General features: G+C 33.0%; 15 protein-coding genes and 1 pseudogene. 9 read left to right on the top strand and 7 right to left on the bottom strand.

The window, feature by feature from the left end:
- Positions 1–7: 7 nt before the first annotated feature.
- The 4 genes from ACJAZK_RS02845 to thiE all read right to left on the bottom strand — a co-directional run bounded on the left by ACJAZK_RS02845 (position 8) and on the right by thiE (position 4,106).
- Complete coding sequence (locus tag ACJAZK_RS02845) at positions 8–913, bottom strand: HlyD family secretion protein (RefSeq protein WP_415222513.1); 906 nt, start codon at positions 911–913, stop codon at positions 8–10.
- 10 nt (positions 914–923) lie between these two features.
- Positions 924–2,174 carry a TolC family protein gene (locus ACJAZK_RS02840; protein ID WP_415222512.1) on the bottom strand — a complete coding sequence of 417 codons (1,251 nt, stop codon included), beginning with the start codon at positions 2,172–2,174 and terminating at the stop codon, positions 924–926.
- A 1-nt stretch (position 2,175) separates the two neighbouring features.
- Entirely contained in the window at positions 2,176–2,790 is a 615-nt protein-coding gene (locus tag ACJAZK_RS02835) for a TetR/AcrR family transcriptional regulator (RefSeq protein ID WP_415222511.1), read from the bottom strand.
- 671 nt (positions 2,791–3,461) lie between these two features.
- Positions 3,462–4,106, bottom strand: coding sequence for a thiamine phosphate synthase (thiE, locus tag ACJAZK_RS02830; protein ID WP_415222510.1), 645 nt, complete (start codon positions 4,104–4,106; stop codon positions 3,462–3,464).
- A gap of 1,055 nt (positions 4,107–5,161) precedes the next feature.
- Between thiE and ACJAZK_RS02825 the strand changes: the two genes are divergently transcribed.
- Positions 5,162–5,827, top strand: coding sequence for a hypothetical protein (locus tag ACJAZK_RS02825; RefSeq protein WP_415222509.1), 666 nt, complete (start codon positions 5,162–5,164; stop codon positions 5,825–5,827).
- Between the two features lie 491 nt (positions 5,828–6,318).
- Here ACJAZK_RS02825 and ACJAZK_RS02820 read toward each other — a convergent pair whose 3' ends face one another.
- Positions 6,319–7,542 (bottom strand): hypothetical protein, encoded by a 1,224-nt coding sequence (locus ACJAZK_RS02820; protein ID WP_415222508.1) that lies wholly within the window; start codon positions 7,540–7,542, stop codon positions 6,319–6,321.
- A gap of 115 nt (positions 7,543–7,657) precedes the next feature.
- On the opposite strand from ACJAZK_RS02820, the gene ACJAZK_RS02815 reads away from it, so the two are divergent.
- The 8 genes from ACJAZK_RS02815 to ACJAZK_RS02780 all read left to right on the top strand — a co-directional run bounded on the left by ACJAZK_RS02815 (position 7,658) and on the right by ACJAZK_RS02780 (position 18,874).
- The gene (locus tag ACJAZK_RS02815; protein WP_415222507.1) at positions 7,658–10,018 is read left to right on the top strand and encodes a TonB-dependent receptor; all 2,361 of its coding nucleotides are present in this window, start codon (positions 7,658–7,660) and stop codon (positions 10,016–10,018) included.
- 119 nt (positions 10,019–10,137) lie between these two features.
- Complete coding sequence (locus tag ACJAZK_RS02810; protein ID WP_415222506.1) at positions 10,138–12,201, top strand: hydantoinase/oxoprolinase family protein; 2,064 nt, start codon at positions 10,138–10,140, stop codon at positions 12,199–12,201.
- A gap of 2 nt (positions 12,202–12,203) precedes the next feature.
- The gene (locus tag ACJAZK_RS02805; RefSeq protein WP_415222505.1) at positions 12,204–13,874 is read left to right on the top strand and encodes a hydantoinase B/oxoprolinase family protein; all 1,671 of its coding nucleotides are present in this window, start codon (positions 12,204–12,206) and stop codon (positions 13,872–13,874) included.
- A 1-nt stretch (position 13,875) separates the two neighbouring features.
- On the top strand, positions 13,876–14,676 hold the full coding sequence (locus ACJAZK_RS02800; RefSeq protein WP_415222504.1) for an aspartate/glutamate racemase family protein: 801 nt from the start codon (positions 13,876–13,878) through the stop codon (positions 14,674–14,676).
- Positions 14,676–14,996: a hypothetical protein gene (locus ACJAZK_RS02795; protein ID WP_415222503.1), complete on the top strand. Its 321-nt coding sequence runs from the start codon at positions 14,676–14,678 to the stop codon at positions 14,994–14,996. Before ACJAZK_RS02800 ends, ACJAZK_RS02795 begins: the two co-directional genes overlap by 1 nt.
- A 4-nt stretch (positions 14,997–15,000) precedes the next feature.
- Complete coding sequence (locus ACJAZK_RS02790; protein ID WP_415222502.1) at positions 15,001–16,200, top strand: cytosine permease; 1,200 nt, start codon at positions 15,001–15,003, stop codon at positions 16,198–16,200.
- A gap of 2 nt (positions 16,201–16,202) precedes the next feature.
- Entirely contained in the window at positions 16,203–17,288 is a 1,086-nt protein-coding gene (locus ACJAZK_RS02785) for a DUF917 domain-containing protein (protein ID WP_415222501.1), read from the top strand.
- A 2-nt stretch (positions 17,289–17,290) separates the two neighbouring features.
- Positions 17,291–18,874 (top strand): hydantoinase/oxoprolinase N-terminal domain-containing protein, encoded by a 1,584-nt coding sequence (locus tag ACJAZK_RS02780; protein ID WP_415222500.1) that lies wholly within the window; start codon positions 17,291–17,293, stop codon positions 18,872–18,874.
- Between the two features lie 848 nt (positions 18,875–19,722).
- Here the strand turns inward: ACJAZK_RS02780 and ACJAZK_RS02775 are convergent.
- Both ACJAZK_RS02775 and ACJAZK_RS02770 read right to left on the bottom strand, forming a co-directional pair.
- Positions 19,723–19,934: pseudogene (locus ACJAZK_RS02775) on the bottom strand (thiamine phosphate synthase); the annotation flags it as partial.
- Between the two features lie 556 nt (positions 19,935–20,490).
- Complete coding sequence (locus ACJAZK_RS02770; protein WP_415222499.1) at positions 20,491–23,211, bottom strand: ice-binding family protein; 2,721 nt, start codon at positions 23,209–23,211, stop codon at positions 20,491–20,493.
- Between the last annotated feature and the right edge of the window lie 307 nt (positions 23,212–23,518).

The following is a 23,518-nucleotide window of genomic DNA, read 5'->3' as shown; positions in this document are numbered from 1 at the left end:
TTTATTATTAATTGTTAGCATCTGATTTGTTTATCCATAATTCTGCAGGCATTCCTATTTTTAGACTTCCGTCATTGGTAACATCTATTTTAACTGCATAAACTAAGGCAACTCGTTCTTCTTTAGTTTGAATTATTTTTGGCGTGAATTGGGCTTCCGACGCAATCCAACTAATTATTCCTTTATAAGATTTCATAGTATCCACATCATCAATTTTTATAGTAACTTCTTGCCCTATTTTAATAGTTGCCAATTGTGTTTCGCTTATATAAACACGCAGTTGCATTGTACTCAAATCGGCAATTTTATAAAGAGGTTTTCCAAAGGTTGTAATCTCGTTTGGTTCAGTATATTTGGTTAAAACCGTTCCGTTTAGTGGATTTATAATTTTGCTTTTTTGAATTAAATCTTTAATTTGTTGCGATTGCACATCAATACTTTTTAGTTCATTTACCACAGGTGCATTTTGGATTTCAACACTTCTAATTTGGTTCTTAATAACGTCTATTTCTCCTAGAATATCATCCAGTTGTTTTTGTGTGCCTGCATTATCTTTAATGAGATTTTGAGTTCGATTTTTGTTAATGTTTGCTGCATTTAATTTTGCATTCAACACATTAATTTGCGATAAAACACCTTTAGATTTTGAGCTAATTACAGCTTTAGATACGTGTAATTGATCACGCTTTAATGCCAGCTGAATAGTATCAATATAACCTATGAATTGGTCTTTTTGAAGCACATTTCCTTCGGTAACATCAAACTGCATTAGTTTCCCATTATTTTCGGCGGAAATAGTAATTTCTGTGGCTTCAAAATTTCCATAACCATCAGCTTTACTGTTAGAATTATTACAAGAAAATAAGCTTAAAGTAACAATGCTTAGTCCTAAAATATAGTTGTAGTTTTTCATGTGTCTATTTTTATAGTCCTTTAATGACATTGTAATTTGCTTTTGCGAGTTGTAATTGAATTTTATGTTTTACCAACGTATTTTCATCTTCGTATAAATTGGTGAGTTCTGTGATGTATGCCGAAGAGGTAATAACTCCATTTTTAAGTTGTGAGTCTGCTGCTTTAAGCACCTCTTTTCTAAGAGTTATTATCGATAAATCGGAAATGATAAAAGCTTCAATTTTAGTGATTTCTTTTTGTTGCTGATTCAATTCAATCGTAGTGTTCAATTTAAAAATTTCGGTTTCGTTGTCTACAATATCTTTATTGATTAGTAATGATTCGCGTTGTTTTTTGTTAGATTTCCAATCAAAAATATTCCAATTCAACTTAAAACCTACAGTATAAAATGTTTGAAACGAGTTGTCTAGCATATTCAGTCCTGGATTACCATAACCACCAGTTGCAAACCCAAATAATTTAGGGGTGTTTTGTTTAGATAATACACTTTCTGAATTTTCGATTTCTTCTTTTTTAAGTTGAAACAACTCTAGTTCTGGTCTGTTTAATTCACTTTTTATTTGGGTTTCTAGAAGTGGACTTTGAAATAACGTTGATGTATATAATGGCAGACTTATTAAACTTGAAAGTGTTTCAATAAGCGTTGTGTTATTACTTTCTAATTCTTGTAACTGTTGACTTATTTTTAATAATTCAGCTTCTAAAATTTTATCTGAAGACGGTAAAATAATACCATACTTGACGCCAGATTGCACCTCTTTAAGTTTTGCTTGTAGTTGAGTGTTTTTAGCGTTTAATAATAACTTAGATTCTTGAGCTAATAAAACAGAGAAATAGAGTTGGTTTATTTGTTGTTTTAATTGATATAAACTGACTTCAATTTGTTTCTGTTTTGTTTTAAGTTGAGCAGATTTTAAATTTAAAGAAGCACCTGATACTCCGCCATTATAAATTAACTGATTTACAGAAATTGTTGCCCGATATTGATCATTATTTAATGATTCGATACTCGAATTTGGAATTGGCACTTCTACCACATCAGATAGATAGGTTGCTTGTGCGTCTAAACTGAATTGCGGTAATCTTGAAGTAGAAATGACATCTGATTCCAATTCATTTTGCATATCCAATAGTTTTGATTGTTTTACTAAAGGATAATTTTGAGTCACTAAAGTATAACATTCCTCGAGTGTAATGGTTTGTTGAGCAACACTGGACAGAGCACTTAAGAGGATTAGAACGATTATTAATTGTTTCATTTTATGTATTCTTTATAGAATTAATAATAAAGTCAGCAACTTCCGTTTTACGGTTTTCAATTAGTTGCTTATAAGCTTTATCATTTGTATTTGTAAATGCCATTATTAATGGTCTGGCCACAAATGGAAAAATATTAAGCGCTAGAATATTGATGAATAATTGTTCTGCACTAATAGGTTTTAGTGTGCCTTTTTCAACTTCAGTTTTGACTTGTTTCTTAAATTTTTCTAAATTAGGAAACCCTAAATTGTTTTTCATCTTTAAAATGAAGTCCGGATTTCTATTGAGTTCTTGAATGATGAAATTTGGCAAATATGGATGCTTGCTAATGAACGTTATATAGTTTAAGGTAAAATTTCTTATTTTGTCTTCAATAGAAGAATCATCATTTAAAATCGTATTTAATTGAGGTGCTAATAAGGAAAAAGCAGTTTTAAAAACGGCCTCAAAGAGCAATTGTTTACTTCTGTAATAATAGTGCAACATGGCTTTGTTAATACCGGCTTTATCAGCAATTTCTTGCATTCTAGCGCCATCCATTCCCTTGACTTGAAACACGTTTTTTGCGGCGTTAAGTATTTGTTCTTCTGTATTTTCGTTTTTATTTGTTTTCATATTAAACTAGATGGTTTAACCATATGGTTGACAAATATACAATATTTTATATATGAATTGGATGATTAATATCATGTAATTATTTTCAAATGGATTTACACTAGTAAATTAGGAGTATCATAACTAGCTAGCTTTGAGGAATCTTAATAATTAATGTGCTTAAAACCAGCACCGAAGGTGAAAAAAGGATAGGGTAACCCTTTTTAGTGAATGAGGTAATTATCACGATAATAATTACGAGAGATTTTTAATAAAAATTATATTCTATATTGTCAATGTCATTGTGTTTATGAGATAAAATGAATTTTTCTAAAACAAGCAAATCTTAGGAATAAAAAGGATAATAATTTTAGACGCTACTCAAACTAAATATTAGGTTTACGAGAATCCATTATTGTTATTATTATATAGGAGAGTAGACACTTGTCACACTTGTGCAATACCGAAGAATGATAAATATCTAAGTAATGACATAGAAGTAAAAGTAGCAGATGACCAAATAAAATAGGCGAAATCGAAACTTCAAGATGTTTTAAATCTTATGGATTCATTACTAAATATGAATGGTATGACGTAAAATAATTATGATAGTTATCTGTGATCATAATTACGTTTTTCAAATACTATCTAAATAAAAATGGTGACTTTCTATTTTCTTAATATTAGATAGTTTATTCAAATGTATGACGTTTCTCTTCTGTTAAAGATGCGTTAAGTAATTTGTTAAATGTTCTTACGATATTAAAATCACGGGTGATTTCTCCAGATACAGCAATTCCAGAAATACCAGTTTCTAATATGGCTTCAACATCTGCTGTGGTAATACCGCCAACCCCAATAATTGGTATTGGGGTTTTTAAGACATCTGTAATCGCAGTATAACCTTTTAAACCTAAAACCGGTCTTAAATTGTCTTTCGTAGTTGTTTCTCGAAAAGGTCCTAAACTAATATAGTCGATTTCTTTATCTAATAATTTTTCACAATCCTCCAATGTATTTGCCGTTCCACCAATCATTTGCCAAGTATATAAATACTTTCTAGCAATAGTAGGGCAGACGTCTGATGGTCCTAAATGCACACCATCTGCTTTGACTTCTTTTGCTATTTTATAATGATCGTTAATAATTAATCGGGTTTGAAAATGAGATGTGACTTCTCTAGCTTCTTTTGCGAACTTTAATATTTTTTTTTCTGAACTAATTTTTAACCGTAATTGTACTAACTCTGCACCAGATGAACATGCTTTCTGGATGTTTTCTAGGTGCTCTTTTGGAGAATTTCCTTGGGATATATAATGTAGCTTAGGTATAATCATGTCTTTTTATTCTAATGTAAAAGGAGTGTTTATTGTTTGAAACTTTGAATATATATTAATGGCAATATAAATACTTTAATTAAAAAGTACTAAATATTCACATATTCATTAATTATAATAACAACATGCTGTATTCTATAAAACACGCAGATATACTTTTAACACTTCAGCATACAACTTTTATGCTGGATTAGCTTTTTAGTAGAATTATTTATCGTTCTATTAAATAGTATGACAATTTTTAGTCCAATATCATATACGAGTTTATATACTAAAGGGAGCGCTATTATACGTATTAGTTTGCTGTTAACTCTATTAGGATTTTAATTTAGTGATAAAAGCATCCTTTTTAGCCTGTCTAAATTAAAATAACTGTTTCTAGAGTGTGTTTTAACTTTCAAAACTAGAGTAATTGTAATACAACATATACTAACAGTTAGACTCATAAATACAACGAAGATGATATACGATGTATTTTTTAATCATATACGAGGTTTAATTTATGACTTGTTTTACTACCAAAAAGAGCTCAAATATAGATGCATTACTACAATTGACTACACACTACACGAAAAAAAACCAGCAGTAATAGCTTAGGATATAATCATGAGATTAAATTTATGCCAAGTAAAATTTACAAAGCTTCTGTTTATCAGTATCTGAAACAACTACAATCTTATGATGGGATAAAATTGATATTGCTAAAAACGGTTGTGGTTGATTGAGGAGTTGAAATAATTGCACTCAATATCAAATTATCATGATACCAATTATGCTTTATTTCGAAAAGTCTCATCTACAATATTCATAAAAATGAAGAATGAGTTTAGGGGTTAGTCAAACTAAACTTTAGGTTTGCGAGTAGTTATTTAATGTGATAATTTGACGTAGTGTATGCTTTTTATACGACGACGTAGGAGAAAATCATAATGTGTTTGGAATCTTTAGAGGTAAGAATGGTGAAGGTTAAACTTGTATTGAATAAAATTATTAAAATTATTTCAGGATATTCGTGCATTCAATTGTTTAATTCATATAAACCAAAATTATAAAACATGAAAAATTTATTTTTTATTTTAGTAGCAATGACAATTTTTAACTGTTCAAACAATGACACTGTCGAAAGCATTGATCTTACAATATTTAATTCAGAATTTTCAGTAATTGAAAACTTGGATAATGGCGTTGCGGTTTTAGATATAACAGAACAGCTGGGTGTAGAAGTCTTTTATGGTATTGAGTATGGAGGAGGATTCATATTTCATGTTGATGAAACTGACGGAACTATATTCGTTGCGACAGATTATTCTTCGATTGGTGCGACTTCCTGGGGAGACCATTTTGATTTAACTAATAGCGCGCTGATTGGCGATGGATTGACCAACACGCAAAACATTGTTGATGGTAATCTTAATGACAACAGTTCGGTGCCTAATGGTCTAGAATTTGGAAGTGACGATTATGCTTTTAAGATAGTCGCTGATTTAGAATATCTAAATTATGATGATTGGTTTATTCCAAGTAGTGGTTCTATGAGAGCAATTTTTGATAATGTCCATTCACAAGGTTTAGGAAGTTTAGATGAAACACTATTTTATTGGACATCGACAAAAGATGGCTATTCACCTTTTGTGATGAGCTTTAATGCATCCTTCAGCGGTGAGGTCTTTTTAGGCTCTTGTTTTAATTCAAACAGCGTTTTAATTGTAAGAAAATTTTAATTGAATTCATAATTATACAGTTTAACACATATAGCATGCTCAGATTATTTAAAAAAGAATCATCCATGAGATGATTCTTTTTTTATACCAACAAAATATTTTATTACGGATATATAATCTATTTTCATAATTTCAGTTACCAAACTATTTGATATGATGTCCGATAATAAGGTTTAAAACGAATTATAATACACCACGTTGTATTACATGAGCTTCGCTTAATAGCGAAATTTTAATACATAGTTTTCTTTACAAATATTTCTCTGCAATGTTAACTGCGTTACTTGCTTTGGGAAAAGCGGAAGTTCTATACATCGTTTTTACTTTATAAACTTTTCTCTACAATGCTAATGAAGCCTAAGAATAAGGATTTGGCGTTAACCAAATTTATTCTGAGTTCATGGGCTCCTATTTATTAAATAGGAGAGGACAAGAGCCCTATTTTTAGGAAAAGAAGCAGAAAATCATTTGAATGCTCCTTGTGGAGTGACTTAGTTAATAACTTCAATTGATAAGTTACCAGAAACAATTTTATTATTAATATCCACACCATTAAAAATACCTGTAACTTTATTATCATTTTCTACAAAATAAATGGCATTGATGTAAATAGATACTTTTTGTAAATGAAACATACCTGATACTGTAAAATCAAAATTAATTATTTGTCCTTTATTTAAAACAGTAATTCTATCATCTTCAACGATTATAGAATCATTTAAACTGATAATATTAAAGTGATATTTTTCTATTTTCAATTTTAGTTTGTGGCTCGTTTGTTCTATTTCAAAGTTAAAAATATAATCTCCAGATGTACGCGTCAAAACCTGAGCAAACGGACTTTTTTTAGAAAACAGTAAAGGGTTTTTTCTAATGTTGCTTTCTACCACCGTTCGATTTTTATTTAATTCTTGGCAAAGTATTGGGTCGAATGATTTATTATTTACTTCAACTTCAATTTCAGATTTAGAGTTGTATTTTTTTAAAATCATTTTACCAGAAATAGCGCGATCGTATTTATCAAAACCACAATACGTACCAATTAAATACTGTCTTTCATTTGGTGAAGATTTTCCAATAAAAAATATAAATTTAGCGCCTTCACTCCTTTTATTTCCTACGTAATATTTAGTGTCAAAGTAGGCGAAATCTTCACTCTGTGTAATATTACCGTAAAACAAATAAGTGTTTTTTTCTTCATTTTCATTCACATACACATAAATCATTTCTATGGTTTTCCAATTATGGTGAATAATTACTTGACCTTTATTCATTTTATTATCTTCTCCAAAATAATAGCATACGTAATAGTGCTCGTTAATTTCGTCTCCTTTAGTTATTAATTCTAATTGTTTGAGTCTCTGTTTTGAAGAAAACAAATCGCTATTAATAAAATCAGTGATGTTTTTATATCCTAAATATTTAATATACAAATTTTTATAATCACCACTTATTTTAATGATAGGCTTACCAGAGGCAGCTTCTCGCTGTTTATTATATAAATATTTACCGTTGACATGGCTTTTTATAATTAGTTCAAAATCTCTTTTTAAGCTAGGCTGTTCAGTATTATAGTTTCCAAAACCATATAATTGAGAGTCTTTATACTTGATGGATATATTATGTTTTAACTTAAAATGACGTATAACACGATCTGTTAACACATTAAAAACAGTATTAGTTAAGTTTAAAGCCTCTGAGTTTTGATTTTCCATTAATTTCCATATTGATTAAAAGGAATTACTAATATATAAAATAATATGTGGAATAAATTATTTGGAAATATTTAAAATCTACATTTACAACCAAACCAACAAAATAAATATTAAAATGTTACGAAATTTATTAGTATTACTTGTTTTTCTTCCATTATTATCATTCTCTCAAGAATTAACAGTAAGCGGTAATGTCAAAACTGCTTCTGAAGTGTTACTCGGAGTGAATGTTATTGAAAAAGGAGCTTCAAATGGAACGACAACCGATTTTGATGGAAATTATTCAATTAAGGTTAGCCAAGGATCTACTCTTGTTTTTTCTTTTTTAGGATTTAAAACTGTAGAAGTAGTCGTTAATGGAACATCAAAAATTGATGTTCTGCTTGAAGAAGATACTTCTGAATTAGATGCAGTAGTGGTTAAAGGATTTAGCAATGTAATTGGACAAGCTAGAAGAAGAGCAGAATCTGTACAAACAATTGCAGAATCTGTTGTTTCTTTTACCGCTGAAGATATAGAGACCAAGGGCATTAATAATATTCAAACATTTACAGACCAAATCCCTAATGTTAATTTTACGTCTTCACAAAATATAGGAAATAATTTTATTACAGTAAGAGGAATTTCACAAATCAGAAATGGAGATGCACCTATAGCATTTGTAATTGATGGAGTAACGTTACCTGACGCCAATTTATTAAACCAAGAATTATTTGATGTGGCATTGATTGAAGTTGTAAAAGGGCCTCAGGGCGCTTTATATGGCAAAAATGCCATTGCTGGTGCCATAAATATCGTTACCAATGAACCAACTAATACATATAGAAGTAAGGCTCAAGTTGGGTATGCAAACGGAAATTTATTAAAAGCACAGTTATCATCTACTGGGCCTCTTATAAAGGACAAATTATTCTATCGTGTTTCTGGTTCATATAAAAAAGGAGATGGTCTATTGAACAATACAACTCTAGATCAGGCACCAGATTATATAGAAGATTTAACACTTAGGGCACAATTAAAAGCTAAACTATCTTCTAAAATATCTGCTACGCTTACTGGTCAGGTAATTGACACAGAAGCAGGTGGTCTTTATTATGCGATACCAAAAGATGGTAGTGCAAAAATAGCACCAGATGATTATGACAACATGGCAATCCTTGCAGATCAAGATGGAGTAGGAACTTTAAAAAGCACCTACGGCAATTTAAAGGTAAATTTTAATTTGAATAAAATAAAATTAACGTCGCTAACGACATTTAATACAGTAGATAGAAATGCTTTTGGAGATTTAGATTTTACTGCTGCTGATGTATTAAGACAGGATCAAGATAGTAATACAAAAACCTTCAATCAAGAGATACGTTTAGGTTCCCTGAGTGATGAGGATAGTAAGCTAAACTGGGATTTAGGTATGTTTTATCAAAACCTAGACAAAACACTTATAACGACAGCTACTGCCGATTTCGGATTCTTTGCACCACCATTTGCACCGTCAGGTATACAAAGTCCTCTTGCTGTTGGTGATTTTACAAACACTTATAAAACCCTTGCAATATTTGGCTTTATTGACTACCAGTTTACAGATAAATTAACGTTATCAGCAGGTCTTCGATTCGATAATGATAATATCAGTCAGGATAATAGAAGTGAAGGCACAAACCCAGAAAGAACCGATACACAATTACAACCTAAATTTTCATTAGCATTTAAAGCAACAGAAAATATGATGATGTATGCTAATTATGGAAAGGGTTACAGAACAGGTGGCTTTAACCAAGGTCAAACAGTTAGATATGAAACATCTTTTGAACCTGAAATCACCGATAATTACGAGATTGGAATTAAAAATTCTTATTGGGATAATCGATTTATACTTAACATCTCAGCATATTATACCGATTTCTCTAATCAGCAATTATATGCATTAGTTCTTGATGGTGGCGCAGGGCAAATTCTGATTGGTAATTTTAATATTGCAGAAAGTGAATCTGTAGGTTTTGAAGCAGATCTTCGAGTACGTGCTTCAAATTGGCTTGATATATTAGGTAGTTATGGCGTAAGCAAATCTAGAATTATAAATGGTACATCAACAGTAAGTACTGGAACGAACGAAACTATTGATGTCTCAGGTAATTCAACCCCATTAGTGCCTCAAGATAGTTATAATCTTGGTTTGGAATCTAGTTTTAATGTTTCGGATAAAATAACTTTTAATGGTAATATAAATTTAGAGGGTACGGGGGAAATGTATTGGCATGAAGATAATGCAGCAGTATCACCTAGATATAGTCTCTTAAACGCCAGAATTAGCTTCACGTTTAATGATGATTTTTCTGTTGCCTTATGGGGAACAAATATTACAGACACACAATATATTACAGAATTTTTTGACCAAACCTTCTCTAATGGAGGTTCGGATTTAGCATGGTTGGGTCAACCAACCGCTTTTGGCACAACGCTTACTTATAAGTTTTAATTTATAAAGAAGAAACGTTTCATTAATATTTGAGTTAATTTTTAAGTGAATTAATGTGAATGCTAAGCCACTAAATGACCATTAGTGGCTTTTTTAATTAATATATATAAACAAATAAAATGAGAGTAGCAACAGATATAGGAGGCACTTTTACTGATTTAGTCTGCCTTGATTTCGACGAAAAAACAGGTAAACCAACAGGAGTAAAAGTAGCAAAATCTGATACCACACCTTCTAATTTTGAAGAAGGTATTTTAAATACAATTACAAAGGCGAATTTAGATTTAAAAGAAATCAATTTTTTTGCACATGGAACAACCGTAGTTATTAATGCGTTAACTGAGCGTAAAGGAGCAAAAACAGCTTTAATAACTACAGCAGGATTTAGAGATGTGCTAGAAATCGCACGTTGTAACAGACCTGACTTATTCAATTTTAACTTTGTAAAACAACCACCTTTTGTACCAAGATATTTACGGTTTGAGGTTGAAGAAAGACTCAATTATAAAGGAGAAGTTTTAAAAGAATTAAGCACAGAAAATATAACAGATATTATCAAAACCTGTAAAGAAGAAGGTGTGGAAGCTATCGCCGTTTGTTTGCTACATGCCTATAAAAATCCAAAACACGAATTAGAATTAGTTGCTAAATTAATCCAATTATATCCTGAGGTAGACATTATAGCTTCTAACCAAGTGACTCGAGAATGGCGCGAATACGAGCGCACAAGTTCTACAGTTTTATCTGGTTATGTCTTGCCAATCGCAAAAAAATATTTGAATAATTTAGAAGAAAAACTAAAAAGTCAAGGCTTAAAACAGTCCCCATACATCATGCAATCTAATGGCGGAATTACGACGCTTAACGATGTGAGATCAAACCCCATTACTATGGTGGAATCGGGGCCTGCAAGTGGTGTTTTTGGCGCTATTGCTTTAGGAAATGTTATTCATAAAAAGAATTTAATCGTTTTAGATATTGGTGGTACAACAGCAAAATGCGCGTTAGTCGAAAATGGACAAGTAAAAATTACAACAAATTATAAAATTGAACATTCTCGTACCAAAGCTGGTTACCCAATACAAACGCCAGTTATAGACATCGTAGAAATTGGGAATGGTGGTGGCAGTATTGCTTGGATTGATAAAGGAGGAAAAATGCACGTAGGACCAAAAAGTGCCGGAGCAATTCCTGGACCTGCAGCTTACGGTCGTGGTGGTATAAGCCTTACCACTACAGATGCTAATATTATAACAGGACGTATTCATCCAGATTATTTTTTAGGTGGCGAACTACAACCTGATTTTAAAAGTATTGAAGACGCTTCAAAATCATTATGTGAACAATTAAAAGGCTCAAAAGAGGATGTTGCTAAAGGTATTTTACGAATTGCAAATGCTAATATGATTAACGCATTAAAGTTAATTTCAGTAAATAAAGGATACGATCCACGAGATTTTACTATGATTGTTATTGGCGGTGGCGGTGCTATGCATGGCGCTGATTTAGCCAGAGAGTTACAGGTTTCTGAACTCATAATTCCCGCGCACGCAGGTGTGTTTTCTGCATTTGGAATGTTAATGTCAGATATTCGTAGAGATTATATACGCACCAATGTTATTACCTTATTAGAGCGTCAAAAAGCGATTATTGAAACTGAATTTAAAAATATTGAAAACCAAGCCATCACGAGTTTTAAACTTGATGGTTATACTTTAGATGCTATAAAATTCACCTATTATGCTGATTTACGTTATGCAGGGCAAGAACACTATGTAAAGGTGTTATTAGAAGATTTCTCAGAACACACACCTTTAGATACTATTATCTCTCACTTTCATAAAGAGCATAAAAAGCAGTATTCTTTTCAATTAGAAGCGCCTGTTGAGCTAGTCAACTTTCATTTAGTTGCTGAAGTAGCTGTTGAAAAGCCAGATTTTCCAACACTACAGAAAACAGGCAAAAAAGTTGAAGATGCTATTTTTGATACCAGAAAAGTAGATTTTGATGATTTAGGAATTCAATCAACAACATTTTTTCACCGCCATTTACTAGAACCAGATATGTCTATTTCCGGGCCAGCAATTATTGCTGAAAAAGACACTTCAACAGTAGTTACGCCAGTTCATAAATTGAATATCGATATATATGGTAACTTAATTTTAACACTTCAAAACGTATAATAATGGAGAAATTTACATTGGAAATTATTCAAGATGCCTTAGTAGCCGCTGGAGATGAAATGTTTAAAACATTGGAGCGTACCAGTATGAGTCCAATTATATATGAGTCTTTAGATTATGCCGTTGGTATTACAGATACAAGAGGAGAATTATTAGCACAAGGAAATGGTGTGACTGCATTTTTAGCAGCTTTAGATGCTGTTGTTAAGTCAACATTAGAGAAATTTAAAGGAGTAAACGCTCTTAAAGAAGGTGATATTGTAATCGCTAATACCCCTTATTCAGGGGGAGGAACACATCTGTCTGATGTTTCTATCATCTATCCTGTTTTTTATAAAAAAGAACTCATCGCATTCACAGTAAACAAAGCGCATTGGACAGAATTGGGAGGCACATTTCCTGGTTCAGTATCAACAGTGGCCACAGAAATTTATCAAGAAGGGTTACATTTTCCATTTATAAAGGTAAAATCGGAAGGTGCTTTTAATCACTCTATTCTCGATTTAATTAAAGCGAATGTAAGATTACCAGAAAGTACTTTAGGTGATTTGCACGCTGGTATTGCTGCAGCAGAAGTTGGTGCCAAACGTGTGGTTTCAATTATCAAAAAATATGGATTAGAGACTTATAAAAAAGCGACAGAAGATTTTTTAAATTATGGTGAACGCATGGCTATTGAAGCCTTAAAAACAATTCCAAATGGCGTTTATGAAGGTGAATCTGCGATTGAAGATAATGGTTTTGGAGAAGGCCCTTTTCCTATTAAGGCAAAAATTACAGTTACAGATACGGAATTTATAGCCGATTTTAACGGTTCCCATCCACAAGTAAAAGGAGCAACTAACTTATCATTTAGCGGATTGGTAACAGGCTGTAGAAGCTTATTTAAAGCGATTACAACACCACAAATGGATGCAAATGGCGGATCATTTAGACCTATGAAAGTCCTTTGTGAACCCGGTACAATTGTCAGTGCAGAAGCGCCTTCGGCAGTTTCTGTGTACTACGAGGTTTTAATCACTTCTATCGATTTAATCTGGAAAATTTTAGCACCATTAATTCCAGATAAATTACCAGCAGGACATTTGCGTTCTGTGTGTGCTACATTTATTTCAGGTATTCATCCAGACACGAAGCAATTTTATATTCAAGCTGAGCCCTTGGCCGGTGGTTGGGGGGCTTCTGCTACGCACGACGGAAATCGTGGGCAACTATCCTGCGGAAGTGGGGAATCGTATAACATTCCTATTGAGATTAGAGAAATGCGCTATGGTATTCAGGTAGAGCAATATGCTTTCCATAATGAAGGTGGTGGCTATGGAGAGTTTCAAGGCGGTAACGGACAATATCTAGATTATAAAATTGTTTCTGATGGCGCACATGTTACAGCCGCATTTTTAGGGGAAAAAACGAAAACTTGGGGGATGAATGGTGGGCATGATGGGTCGTATAATTATTTTAAAATTATTCGAAAAAATGGTGAACAAACGCGACATAATTTAGGAACAAATATAGCTTTAGAAAAAGGAGATATCGTTAGATGCGTTACAGCTACTGGTGGTGGCTATGGAAAACCATCAGACAGACCAAAAGAGAATGTAGCATTAGATTTAAAAAACGGCTATATAAGTAAAAATGAAGCTAAAGAATTTTATAACGAACACGGACATTAAAATGAAAACAACAGCTATAAAAATAATGTATCTCAATCCCGTAGGTTTTGATGCTTATGATTCTTTTTTCGCTACAATGATCAAAGAAAATAAGTTTCCAGATACAGAAGTACATGTGAGGTCATTGAACGCTTCTGTTGGTCAAATGGACAATTTAGAATATAGAACCTTTAACGCTTTAATTGCTTCCGATTTAATAAAAGCAACGCGACAAGCAGCAAAAGAAGGGTTCGACGCTTTAATTATTGGTTGTTTTTACGATCCCTATATTTTAGATGCTCGTGAGATTTCAGGAGATATGGTGGTCATTGGACCTTGTCAATCTTCTATAGAAATCGCTTTAAAATTATCTAATAAGTTTTCAGTAATTATTGGTCAAAAAAAATGGGAACACGAAATGCAGGCTACGATTAAAGACTATGGTTATAAGGATCATCTCGCGTCTTTTAGAGCGGTCGGCATGACAGTACCAGAGTTTCAGAAAGATCATAAAGTAACCGAAGAAAAATTAATGGAAGCTGCTCGATTAGCGATTGAAAAAGACCATGCGGAATCCATTATTCTAGGCTGTACTTTAGAGTTTGGTTTTTTTAAAAAAATTCAATCCAAATTTGGTGTACCAGTAATAGATCCTTCTTTAGCAGCATTAAAACAAGCAGAGCAAGCTGCTATTTTAAAACTTAATTATAATTGGAAACCTTCAAGACGATGGAGTAAAGAAGCACCTTCTGAAGACGATATAAAACGTTTTGGTTTATTTAAAGAAGACTATCAATTTGGAAATAATATCACAGTTAACTAATGGAAATAAAGAACATAATATATCCGTCGTCTAAAGAGCATTATAACATGTCTTTATTTCATATTAAAAATGAGCAAGTTGATGTTCAGTTTGGCACCGTATTTTTAAAGAAAGGCACTCGAATTCCTGAAAAAGGATTTACCAAACATGCCTGCCATGAAATTTCAATTATTCAAAAAGGAAAAATAGAAATGCTAAACGAGGATGGTTCTTCAAAAGCCTATTTAAAAGAAGGGGATGTCGTCTATATTAAAGCTTTTGAAGCGCAAGCAGGCAATGTCTTGGAGGATACATCGCTTATTTATACCTTAATTAAATAGAAAAATGGAAAACAATCAAAATACAACGAAATGGTTTAGTCTTGCTGGAATATGGTTCGGAGGGATTGTAAGTGTTCCTGCATTATTAGTAGGGAGTACATTAATTGCTTCGCTCAGTTTTGGTCATTCTATACTTGCAGGATTAGTCGGCTTTAGCTTTGTTGTATTATTTATGTCGTTACTTAGTATCTCGGCTGTAGAGAAGAGAAAAGCCACTGTTTCGTTAGCCTCAAGTAGTTTTGGAGACTATGGAGCAAAATTAATAGTTGGCTTAGTTATAGGATTATCTACTTTGGGTTGGTTTGGAATACAAAGTAATATTGCAGGGGCCTCTTTTTCAAAAATATTAATTGAAATGAACGGCCCAGAAATTCCAGTATGGCTCTCTTCTGTATTTTGGGGAATTATCATGGTGCTAACCGCAGTGTTTGGTTTTAAATACTTAAAATGGCTCAATTATATAGCCGTACCAGCTATCGTTTTGCTTCTTATCTATGGATTAGTTGTAACATTTAAAACGCATAGTTTTCAGGAGATATTGAGTTTTAAGCCTCAAGAAAAAATGCCATTACTGCAAGCTATTGGTTTTACAATCGGCTTTATATCGGTTGGTGGTGTTATATCACCAGATTATAATCGTTTTGCAGCCACAAAAAAAGATGCCATATTGGGTTCTATATTTGGTATTATACCTTCGGCACTTTGTCTTTTAGCTATAGGCGCCATATTAGCGATTACTCGGGGGACTTATGATATTGTTGACATATTCTCAACTTTAGGATTTCCGTTTTTTGCAATGTCTATTCTAATTTTGGCGACCTGGACGTCCAATGTGATGAATATCTATTCTTCTGGTTTAGCATTCAATGATTTATTCAAATTAAATAACGCACAACGTTCTAAAACAACCTTCGTTGTGGGCTGCGTTGGAATACTATTAGCGGCTCTAGGAGTCTTAACACACTTCATGAGTTTTATAACCCTATTAACAATAACTATTACGCCTATTGCGGGTGTTATGATTTCAGATTATTACATCTCTAGGACGTATCAAGACATCCCTCAAAAGGTCAATTGGAAAGGCGTCATTTCTTGGGGTAGTGGCGTTATTTTAATGTTAGTAATGACCTCTCAAATTAAAAATATATTAGGGATTATTGTGGCTGCATTAGTCTATTATTTACTTCAAAAAAGCATGAAATAACAATGAGAAAAATAAACTCAAAAGACATAGACTATATAGCCATGGGCTCGACTGTTTTAGGAACAGGTGGAGGGGGAGACCCCTATATAGGTAAATTATTAGCAAAGGAAGCTATTAATACCTATGGTGAGGTGTCATTAATACAAGCTGATGAATTGACAGATGATGCATTGGTAGTACCAATAGCAGCATTTGGAGCGCCAATGATTCTTGTGGAGAAATTGTTTTCCGGTCAAGAATTTATTAAAGCTTTTGAGATGATGGAATACTATCTAGGAAGAAAAATAGATGCTATAATGCCTATTGAGGCCGGAGGACTTAATGGTGTTATTCCATTTTCAATTGCGGCTCAAAAACAAATTCCTTTGGTTGATGCAGACGGAATGGGGCGTGCTTTTCCTCGTTTAGAAATGACCACTTTTACCTTACATAACATTCCAGTTTCACCAATAACACAGGCCGATGAAAAAGGAAATAAAAATGTGTATCATACCATAGATAATACTTGGGGAGAAACTTTGGTTGGAGCTACTACAATTCAGATGGGAGGAAGTTGTGCTTTGGGTTGTTATCCTATGAGTGGTGCGCAAGTGAAAAAAGCTGCAGTTCACGGGATTGTTAGCTATGCGCAAACGCTTGGCGAGGCCATTTTGAATGCCAAAGAACTTAACCGTAATCCGTTAGACACGTTAATAGAAAAAGCTACAGCTATAAAATTATTTACGGGTAAGATTAGTAATGTCGCTATTAAAATTGATGGTCGTTGGAATAAAGGAGTTTGTGAAATTGTAGGGCTAGATAAATTTCAAGGTTCAAAAATGGAGTTAGATTTTCAAAATGAATTTTTAATGGCAAAAAAAGATGGTAAACCTGTTGCAATTACACCAGATTTAATTGTTTTAATTGATGCAGAAAATGCAAAACCTATAACTGCTGAAACTATTCAATATGGCACGCGCGTGGTCGTTTTAGGTATGCAAGCTAATAAACAATGGCGTACACCTGAAGGTCTTGAACTTGGTGGCCCTAAAAAGTTTGGTTATCAGGAACAATTCATTCCGATTGAAGAATTAAATAAAAAAGAATAACGATGTACTATAAAATCGGAGTAGATGTTGGCGGTACAAATACAGATGCTGTATTGGTATCTCATGATAATAATATTCTCGCAAAAACGAAACAAACCACCACTTTAGATGTCAGCAGTGGCATTGAAAACGCCATTAAGCAAGTGCTGTTAGATTCAAATGTTCCTAAAGAAGACATTAAATACTTAATGCTTGGGACGACACATTGTACTAATGCTTTAGTCGAACGCAAGCAACTAAATAACATAGGAGCTATAAGAATAGGTTTGCCAGCAAGTAGTGCGATCCCAACAATGACCGATTTCCCTGAAGATTTAAAACTAATTTTAGGACGTCATTTATATTTGGTTCATGGAGGCTACGAATTTGACGGAAGACTGATTAGTCCTTTAGATGAAGGCGAAGTTAAAGCCTGCCTTTTTAAAATGAAAGGCAATATAGAATCGTTAGCAATTACAGGTATTTTTTCCAAAACAATGCCAGACCAAGAGTTGCAAGTTGCTGTTTGGGCTAAAGAAGTCCTAGGAGATGCTGTAAGAATAAGCTGTTCTCATCAAGTTGGGGGTTTAGGATTGTTAGAACGTGAAAACGCTGCAATATTAAATGCTGCTTTGCAAGGTGTGGCTTTAAAAATGGTAAGGGCTTTCAAAGAAACAGTACAACGTTTAGGTTTCTCATCTCAATTGTTTATAGGTCAAAATGACGGAACACTAATGTCTTTAGATCAAGCGCAAGATTTTCCTGTACTCACCATTTCGTCTGGACCAACTAATAGTATTCGAGGAGCTGGAGCTTTATCTAAGGTTGCAAATGGTATAGTGATTGATGTCGGAGGCACAACCTCAGATGGAGGTGTGCTAGTCAATTTTTTTCCTAGAGAAAGTACACAAGCGGCGCAAATAGGAGGTGTGCTTACCAACTTTAGAATGCCAGATATTGTAGCCGTTGGTATTGGTGGAGGTACTATTATTAGGTTTAAAGATAACATCTGTGAATTAGGCCCGGATTCTGTAGGGTATCGGCTTAAAGAAATGGCAGTTGCTTTTAAAGGTGATACACTCACAATTTCTGATTTCTTTTTGGCTAATACTCAATTAGAAATTCATGGTTCTATAGAAAAAACAGCCATAACAGAGAAAATTGAGCTAATTTCTGGGCTACATTTTTCTGAAGCCTTAGCCTTAGTAAAAAATCAAATACAATTATCCATTGAAAAGTTAGTCGATAAATTGAAAACAGAAGCTAAAGGAATTCCTGTGATTGCATGTGGTGGTGGTGCATTTTTATTACCCAAAACTATTGAAGGAGCTTCAAACGTTATATTCCCAGAACATTTAGAGGTCGCTAATGCTTTCGGTGCCTGTATCGCTCAAATAAGTAGTGAAGACGAACTGATTGTGAATACTTTGCAATGTAATGAAGCTCAGGAGCTAGAGCGACTTTTAACCAAAGTAAAAAGTAAATTATTAAAGTATGGTGCTTCAGAAGACAGTATTAATATATTGGCAAAAGAATCCATACCCTTGGCGTATTTACCAGGTGCAGTAAAGCTAAAAGTTAAGCTTTGTGGTGATTTGGTAGATTAGTATTAAAAACGTCAAGGACATTTATAATTTAATTTTTTAGAAAAAATAATACAATACATGTATTTGTTATAAGGAAGTAAACAATGTGAAATATCGTACTTTAAGAGTTTGCAAGTTAGTGCGGCTAGGAGTATTTTAAGTTTAACAAAGCAATTGAGTTACTGCCAGTGTACATTTAGCTTATTATTCAAATGAAAGTATCTAATGGATGGTTGTAACTAGTTATGCCAATATTTAAAATGTTCATCGATTATAGGGCATTGTTCGCTTCATCAGAAGTAGTTCTAATCATTTTAATATGTTATTGTACTCGGATTATCAAATATTAAAAAGTATCCCATAGGGTAAAGGTATTATGTGCAAATACAAATTAGAGAATAAAAGTTAGGCGCTTGTATAAGTCATAAGACGCAAAACACTAAATATAATAAGGCTTCACAACTTTTTACGAAATCGAGGAAGGAAGATTCACGATTTCGTAAAACAATAGAAATGCCATGAATAATGTTTGTAGAATGGAATGATTTTTCTCCACTATTTAACTCGTACTTTTACATACCATGCTATTAATCTTATTTTTTTAAAACTATAGTAGAAATAATAGAACCATTTATTAGCTTCACATCACTGTTTTTTTAAATTAAACACGACTAAATGAAATCTGTATTTTAGCCATCATCAATCAAAGTTTAACGCACCTAAAAAAACTAAATATATTATTGATGTTTGACACTACAAAAGTTGGGCACGTAAGTGCACATAAAATAGGATTTAAAATTTTAATATGAATGACAGACGCTTTATATTAAAATGATACTTTAGATGTATAGCTAATTAAATTTGATGAAAGCAATAGTAGGGCAGACGTCTGACGGTCCAAAATGCACACCATCTGCTTTGATTTCTTTTGCTATTTTATAATGATCGTTCATAATTAATCGGGTTTGAAAATGAGATGTGACTTCTTGAGCTTCTTTAGCGAACCTTAATATTTTTTTTCTGAACTAATTTTTAACCGTAATTGCACTAACTCTTCACCAGATGAACATGCTTTCTGGATATTTTATAGGTACTCTTTTGGAGAATTTCCTTGGGATATATAATGTAGCTTAGGTATAATCATGTCTTTTTATTCTAATGTAAAAGGGGGGCTTTGTCTTTCGAAACTATAAATAAATATGTGAACGGCAAGATATAAACACTTTAATTAAAAAGCGCTAAGCACTAATCAATAAGCATTTGCATACTCATTAATTATAATAATAACATGCTGTGTTCTATAAAACACGTAGGTATACTTTTAACACTTTAGCATAAAACCTTAACACTGGATTATATTTTTAGTAGGTTTAGTCATCGTTCTATTAATTAGTATGACAATTTGGTCCAATAATTTATAAGGGTTTATATCTTATTGGAAGTGCTATTATGCCTATTGGCCTGCTCTCAACTGTATTGGAATTGTTATCTTTAGAGATAAAACCTTTACTTCATAATTGTATTAGTTTAAACTTTTGTTTACATCGCAGACCGAATTTTAAAAAGAGGCTTCAATTTTGAGGCCTCTTTTTTTAAAAAAACGTATATTGATACTTATAGAATTAGCCAAATATCATTTAATTAATAATTATTTTCTTGTTTACTTTTCCAGTGGATGTTTCAACGATAACGATATAACTACCTGAAGATAATTGTATTGGAAGCGATATGGATTGTTCATCCGTATTGATACTCCACGTTTTTACTTCTTGTCCTAAATAGTTGAACAAACTAATATTCAGTATTTCCATATCTATAATTCTATGCAATTGTAATTCAGAAATTGAATTATTCATATAAATTTGAATGCCATCTAATAAAGTTTCCTCTTCTATAATATTTAGATTTGGTTGAAACACTAGAAAAAATCTATTTTGATAGACACCTGCCTCTAGATTAATTGAAAAATTTTGGTTTGTAATATCATGTGTTTCACCTGTTACATTGTCTTTAATATAGAGACTAGTGTAGTCTTCTGCATTTTCCAACCCGTCAACCTTAATACTTACAAGTCCACCTTCTAATGTTTGAATTCCTAATGAAATTTCTTTATCAGTACCAAAGTTATTAGTTGCTTGAATCACATATTTTTTATCGTCAAGAACCCAATACATATCATCATCAAAAACTTCGTACATTTCTGCATCATATCCCCAGTCTACGGCATCGGTTGTGTTATCATCAAGAGTAAGCAAAACTTCACGATGACTTATTTTAGGCGCATCAAAGCCAATTCTGAATTTTGGTCTAAGATCATTGTTTAGGTTATTGTCAGTTGTTGCCTCTGAATTGTCGGTTCTCATGAAAACAGAATTTCCAGAAAATTCCTTTACAAAAACACGCTGACTATTGTTGAATTGAATTTGCCCACCATCTGTATCACCTACGACAAAAAAGGCCTGACCTACAGGGATATATTGTTTTGGGGCTCCTTTTACTGATGATCCTGAGTTGCTTACACCTGCAATAGGTGGACTAGAGGAAGCTGAAACGCCTCCACCTCTAGAATAGGTTCCATAACCTGCTTGATATTCTGCTAAATTATGGCTGTCACCACCATAATGTTCCCAAAAATAAAGAGTACCAGTTATTGAAGATGTGCCTGGAAATGTGCCATTATCTTCAATGAATTTATTAGCATCTATAGCAGACGGATATGGATTTCCAATCAAATAATCATTATTGGAGTCTACCGTTAATTCAATAATACCATTATTTGGTTTGCCAATAAAGGTATAGTTTTGTTCTACAGAACTGGTGTTAGAACCTTTCATGGTATATCCTTGGCCTGCTTTTACTTCTGAGGTATTACCTACATTTGCCCAGGCGCTATACCCCAAACCGGAATCTTCTAATTTATACATCCAATAGGTGCTTAGTTTAATTGGTAAACTTGTTGTTCCGTCAGCATAAGTATAATTAGAGCCAAAATCGACTTCTATCATATTATTTGGATCTGTACCGCCTCTTAAAACTTCTCCAATGGTAAATGCAGTGCCTCTTGAGTTAACCGGCGAGCTCCAGTAATTGTACCTAAAGCTGTTTCCCGATCCCTGCTGATCAATTTCTATAGACCCATTACTCGCCTCATTAAAAACACTTCCACTATCTTGTAATAATTGGGAATTTCCTTCTAAGTCAATTTTACCGTTTAGTTTTAAATTAGTTGTAACACGTAAACTATTATCGTTTATGGTTAACGAGGCACCACTTGGAATTTCAAGATTTGTAACTATACCGCTATTGTCAGGCTGAGCTCCAATTATAGGGTATGTCGTTGTTACTAAAGGAATAATATTAATGTAATCATTAGAATTACTAGGAATGCCGCAGGTCCAGTTTCCTGCATTATTCCAATCAGAACTACTTTCTCCTGTCCAATAATTTATGATTCTTGATGTAATTACCACTGAAGTAACACAACTACTTGAATTTGAAGATGTAAAGGTATATGTATTTGGATATGCGGTTACCAACCCGGTTCCTGAAATACTTACGACACTTGGTGTGAAACTATAGGTGTTATTGGCATCATAGTTTATAATTTGGAAACTTCCCGTCGTAGTTGTGCATGTCGGTTGGGTAATGGTGCCTATTATTGGAATAGGATTTATGGTTTCGTTTTGATCAATAGAAATAGCACCAGTGGTAGAAAGCATTCTACCTACTAATGTGCCACCCGCAGCCATACTAACTGCTCCAGGATTACTTATGAGGTTTCCACTCATAGTCGTTGAAGTAGCCATGGAAATTGCACCACCAGACAGCCAAAAGATACTTGACGGTGAGGCGCAATTAATCAAAACTACTGTAGCATCTGCTGCGGTTGAAAACGCGCCTCCTATTTTAAAGATAAATTGGGCATTAGAGACACCTTGTGCGTCTAAAATGAGAGTCCCTACAATAGAGGCTGCACCTCCTTGAGAATAAACTCCTGGAGTGAGTGTCTCTCCATTACCAAAAACTGGAATATGACTCTCTGTAGTTGTGGTATTATTTATTTGAACACAAGTCTCAACTAAGTCTAAGTTTGCTTGAACAGTAATACTGTTAGCAATTTGAATACTTCCATTTATTATCGAAGGTGATCCAAAACCAGTTACGGCACCAGCATCTGTACCAATATCACGTGTAATGTTTGAGGTGTTTTCATTAGATATAGCTCCATTGGATGTGTAAAGACTAAAATTTTCAATGGATCTAAGATTAATTTGAGAAATAGCAGTATTAGTTCCGAAGAAAAAGTAAAATAGAGCGATTAAAAAAATAGTACACAAGAATTTTGTTTTGATTATCATGGTTTTTAGGTGTTAAGATTCGTATTTATTTAAATTATTATTTAAGTAGACAACTCATCAATCTCTCATCTAATGTTGATATTAAAGGATTAAGAGCGAGTGTGTTTTTATGATGCGCTGGCGAATTAGGAAAGCAGACTGTATGTGCCATTAGAATAATTTAATAAAACCTTTAATGAATAGAAGGATTATTTAAAAGCTCTCGGTACATATAATGTCGAATTAAAAAAAGAGGCTTCAATTTTGAAGCCTCTTTTTTATAAAAATGTGTTTTAGTTATATCTAATGCATTATTATTTAGTTATAT

Origin of the sequence: Psychroserpens sp., assembly GCF_047633235.1 — a bacterium.
Lineage (GTDB): Bacteria > Bacteroidota > Bacteroidia > Flavobacteriales > Flavobacteriaceae > Psychroserpens.
The sequence above is the reverse complement of the archived record's forward strand: the minus strand, read 5'-3'. Positions and strand labels throughout refer to the sequence as shown.

Bases quoted from the DNA above. Each gene is read 5' to 3' on its own strand.
- ACJAZK_RS02845 (WP_415222513.1), bottom strand. From the start codon at position 913: ATGAAAAACTACAACTATATTTTAGGACTAAGCATTGTTACTTTAAGC.
- ACJAZK_RS02840 (WP_415222512.1), bottom strand. From the start codon at position 2,174: ATGAAACAATTAATAATCGTTCTAATCCTCTTAAGTGCTCTGTCCAGT.
- ACJAZK_RS02835 (WP_415222511.1), bottom strand. From the start codon at position 2,790: ATGAAAACAAATAAAAACGAAAATACAGAAGAACAAATACTTAACGCC.
- thiE (WP_415222510.1), bottom strand. From the start codon at position 4,106: ATGATTATACCTAAGCTACATTATATATCCCAAGGAAATTCTCCAAAA.
- ACJAZK_RS02825 (WP_415222509.1), top strand. From the start codon at position 5,162: ATGAAAAATTTATTTTTTATTTTAGTAGCAATGACAATTTTTAACTGT.
- ACJAZK_RS02820 (WP_415222508.1), bottom strand. From the start codon at position 7,542: ATGGAAAATCAAAACTCAGAGGCTTTAAACTTAACTAATACTGTTTTT.
- ACJAZK_RS02815 (WP_415222507.1), top strand. From the start codon at position 7,658: ATGTTACGAAATTTATTAGTATTACTTGTTTTTCTTCCATTATTATCA.
- ACJAZK_RS02810 (WP_415222506.1), top strand. From the start codon at position 10,138: ATGAGAGTAGCAACAGATATAGGAGGCACTTTTACTGATTTAGTCTGC.
- ACJAZK_RS02805 (WP_415222505.1), top strand. From the start codon at position 12,204: ATGGAGAAATTTACATTGGAAATTATTCAAGATGCCTTAGTAGCCGCT.
- ACJAZK_RS02800 (WP_415222504.1), top strand. From the start codon at position 13,876: ATGAAAACAACAGCTATAAAAATAATGTATCTCAATCCCGTAGGTTTT.
- ACJAZK_RS02795 (WP_415222503.1), top strand. From the start codon at position 14,676: ATGGAAATAAAGAACATAATATATCCGTCGTCTAAAGAGCATTATAAC.
- ACJAZK_RS02790 (WP_415222502.1), top strand. From the start codon at position 15,001: ATGGAAAACAATCAAAATACAACGAAATGGTTTAGTCTTGCTGGAATA.
- ACJAZK_RS02785 (WP_415222501.1), top strand. From the start codon at position 16,203: ATGAGAAAAATAAACTCAAAAGACATAGACTATATAGCCATGGGCTCG.
- ACJAZK_RS02780 (WP_415222500.1), top strand. From the start codon at position 17,291: ATGTACTATAAAATCGGAGTAGATGTTGGCGGTACAAATACAGATGCT.
- ACJAZK_RS02770 (WP_415222499.1), bottom strand. From the start codon at position 23,211: ATGATAATCAAAACAAAATTCTTGTGTACTATTTTTTTAATCGCTCTA.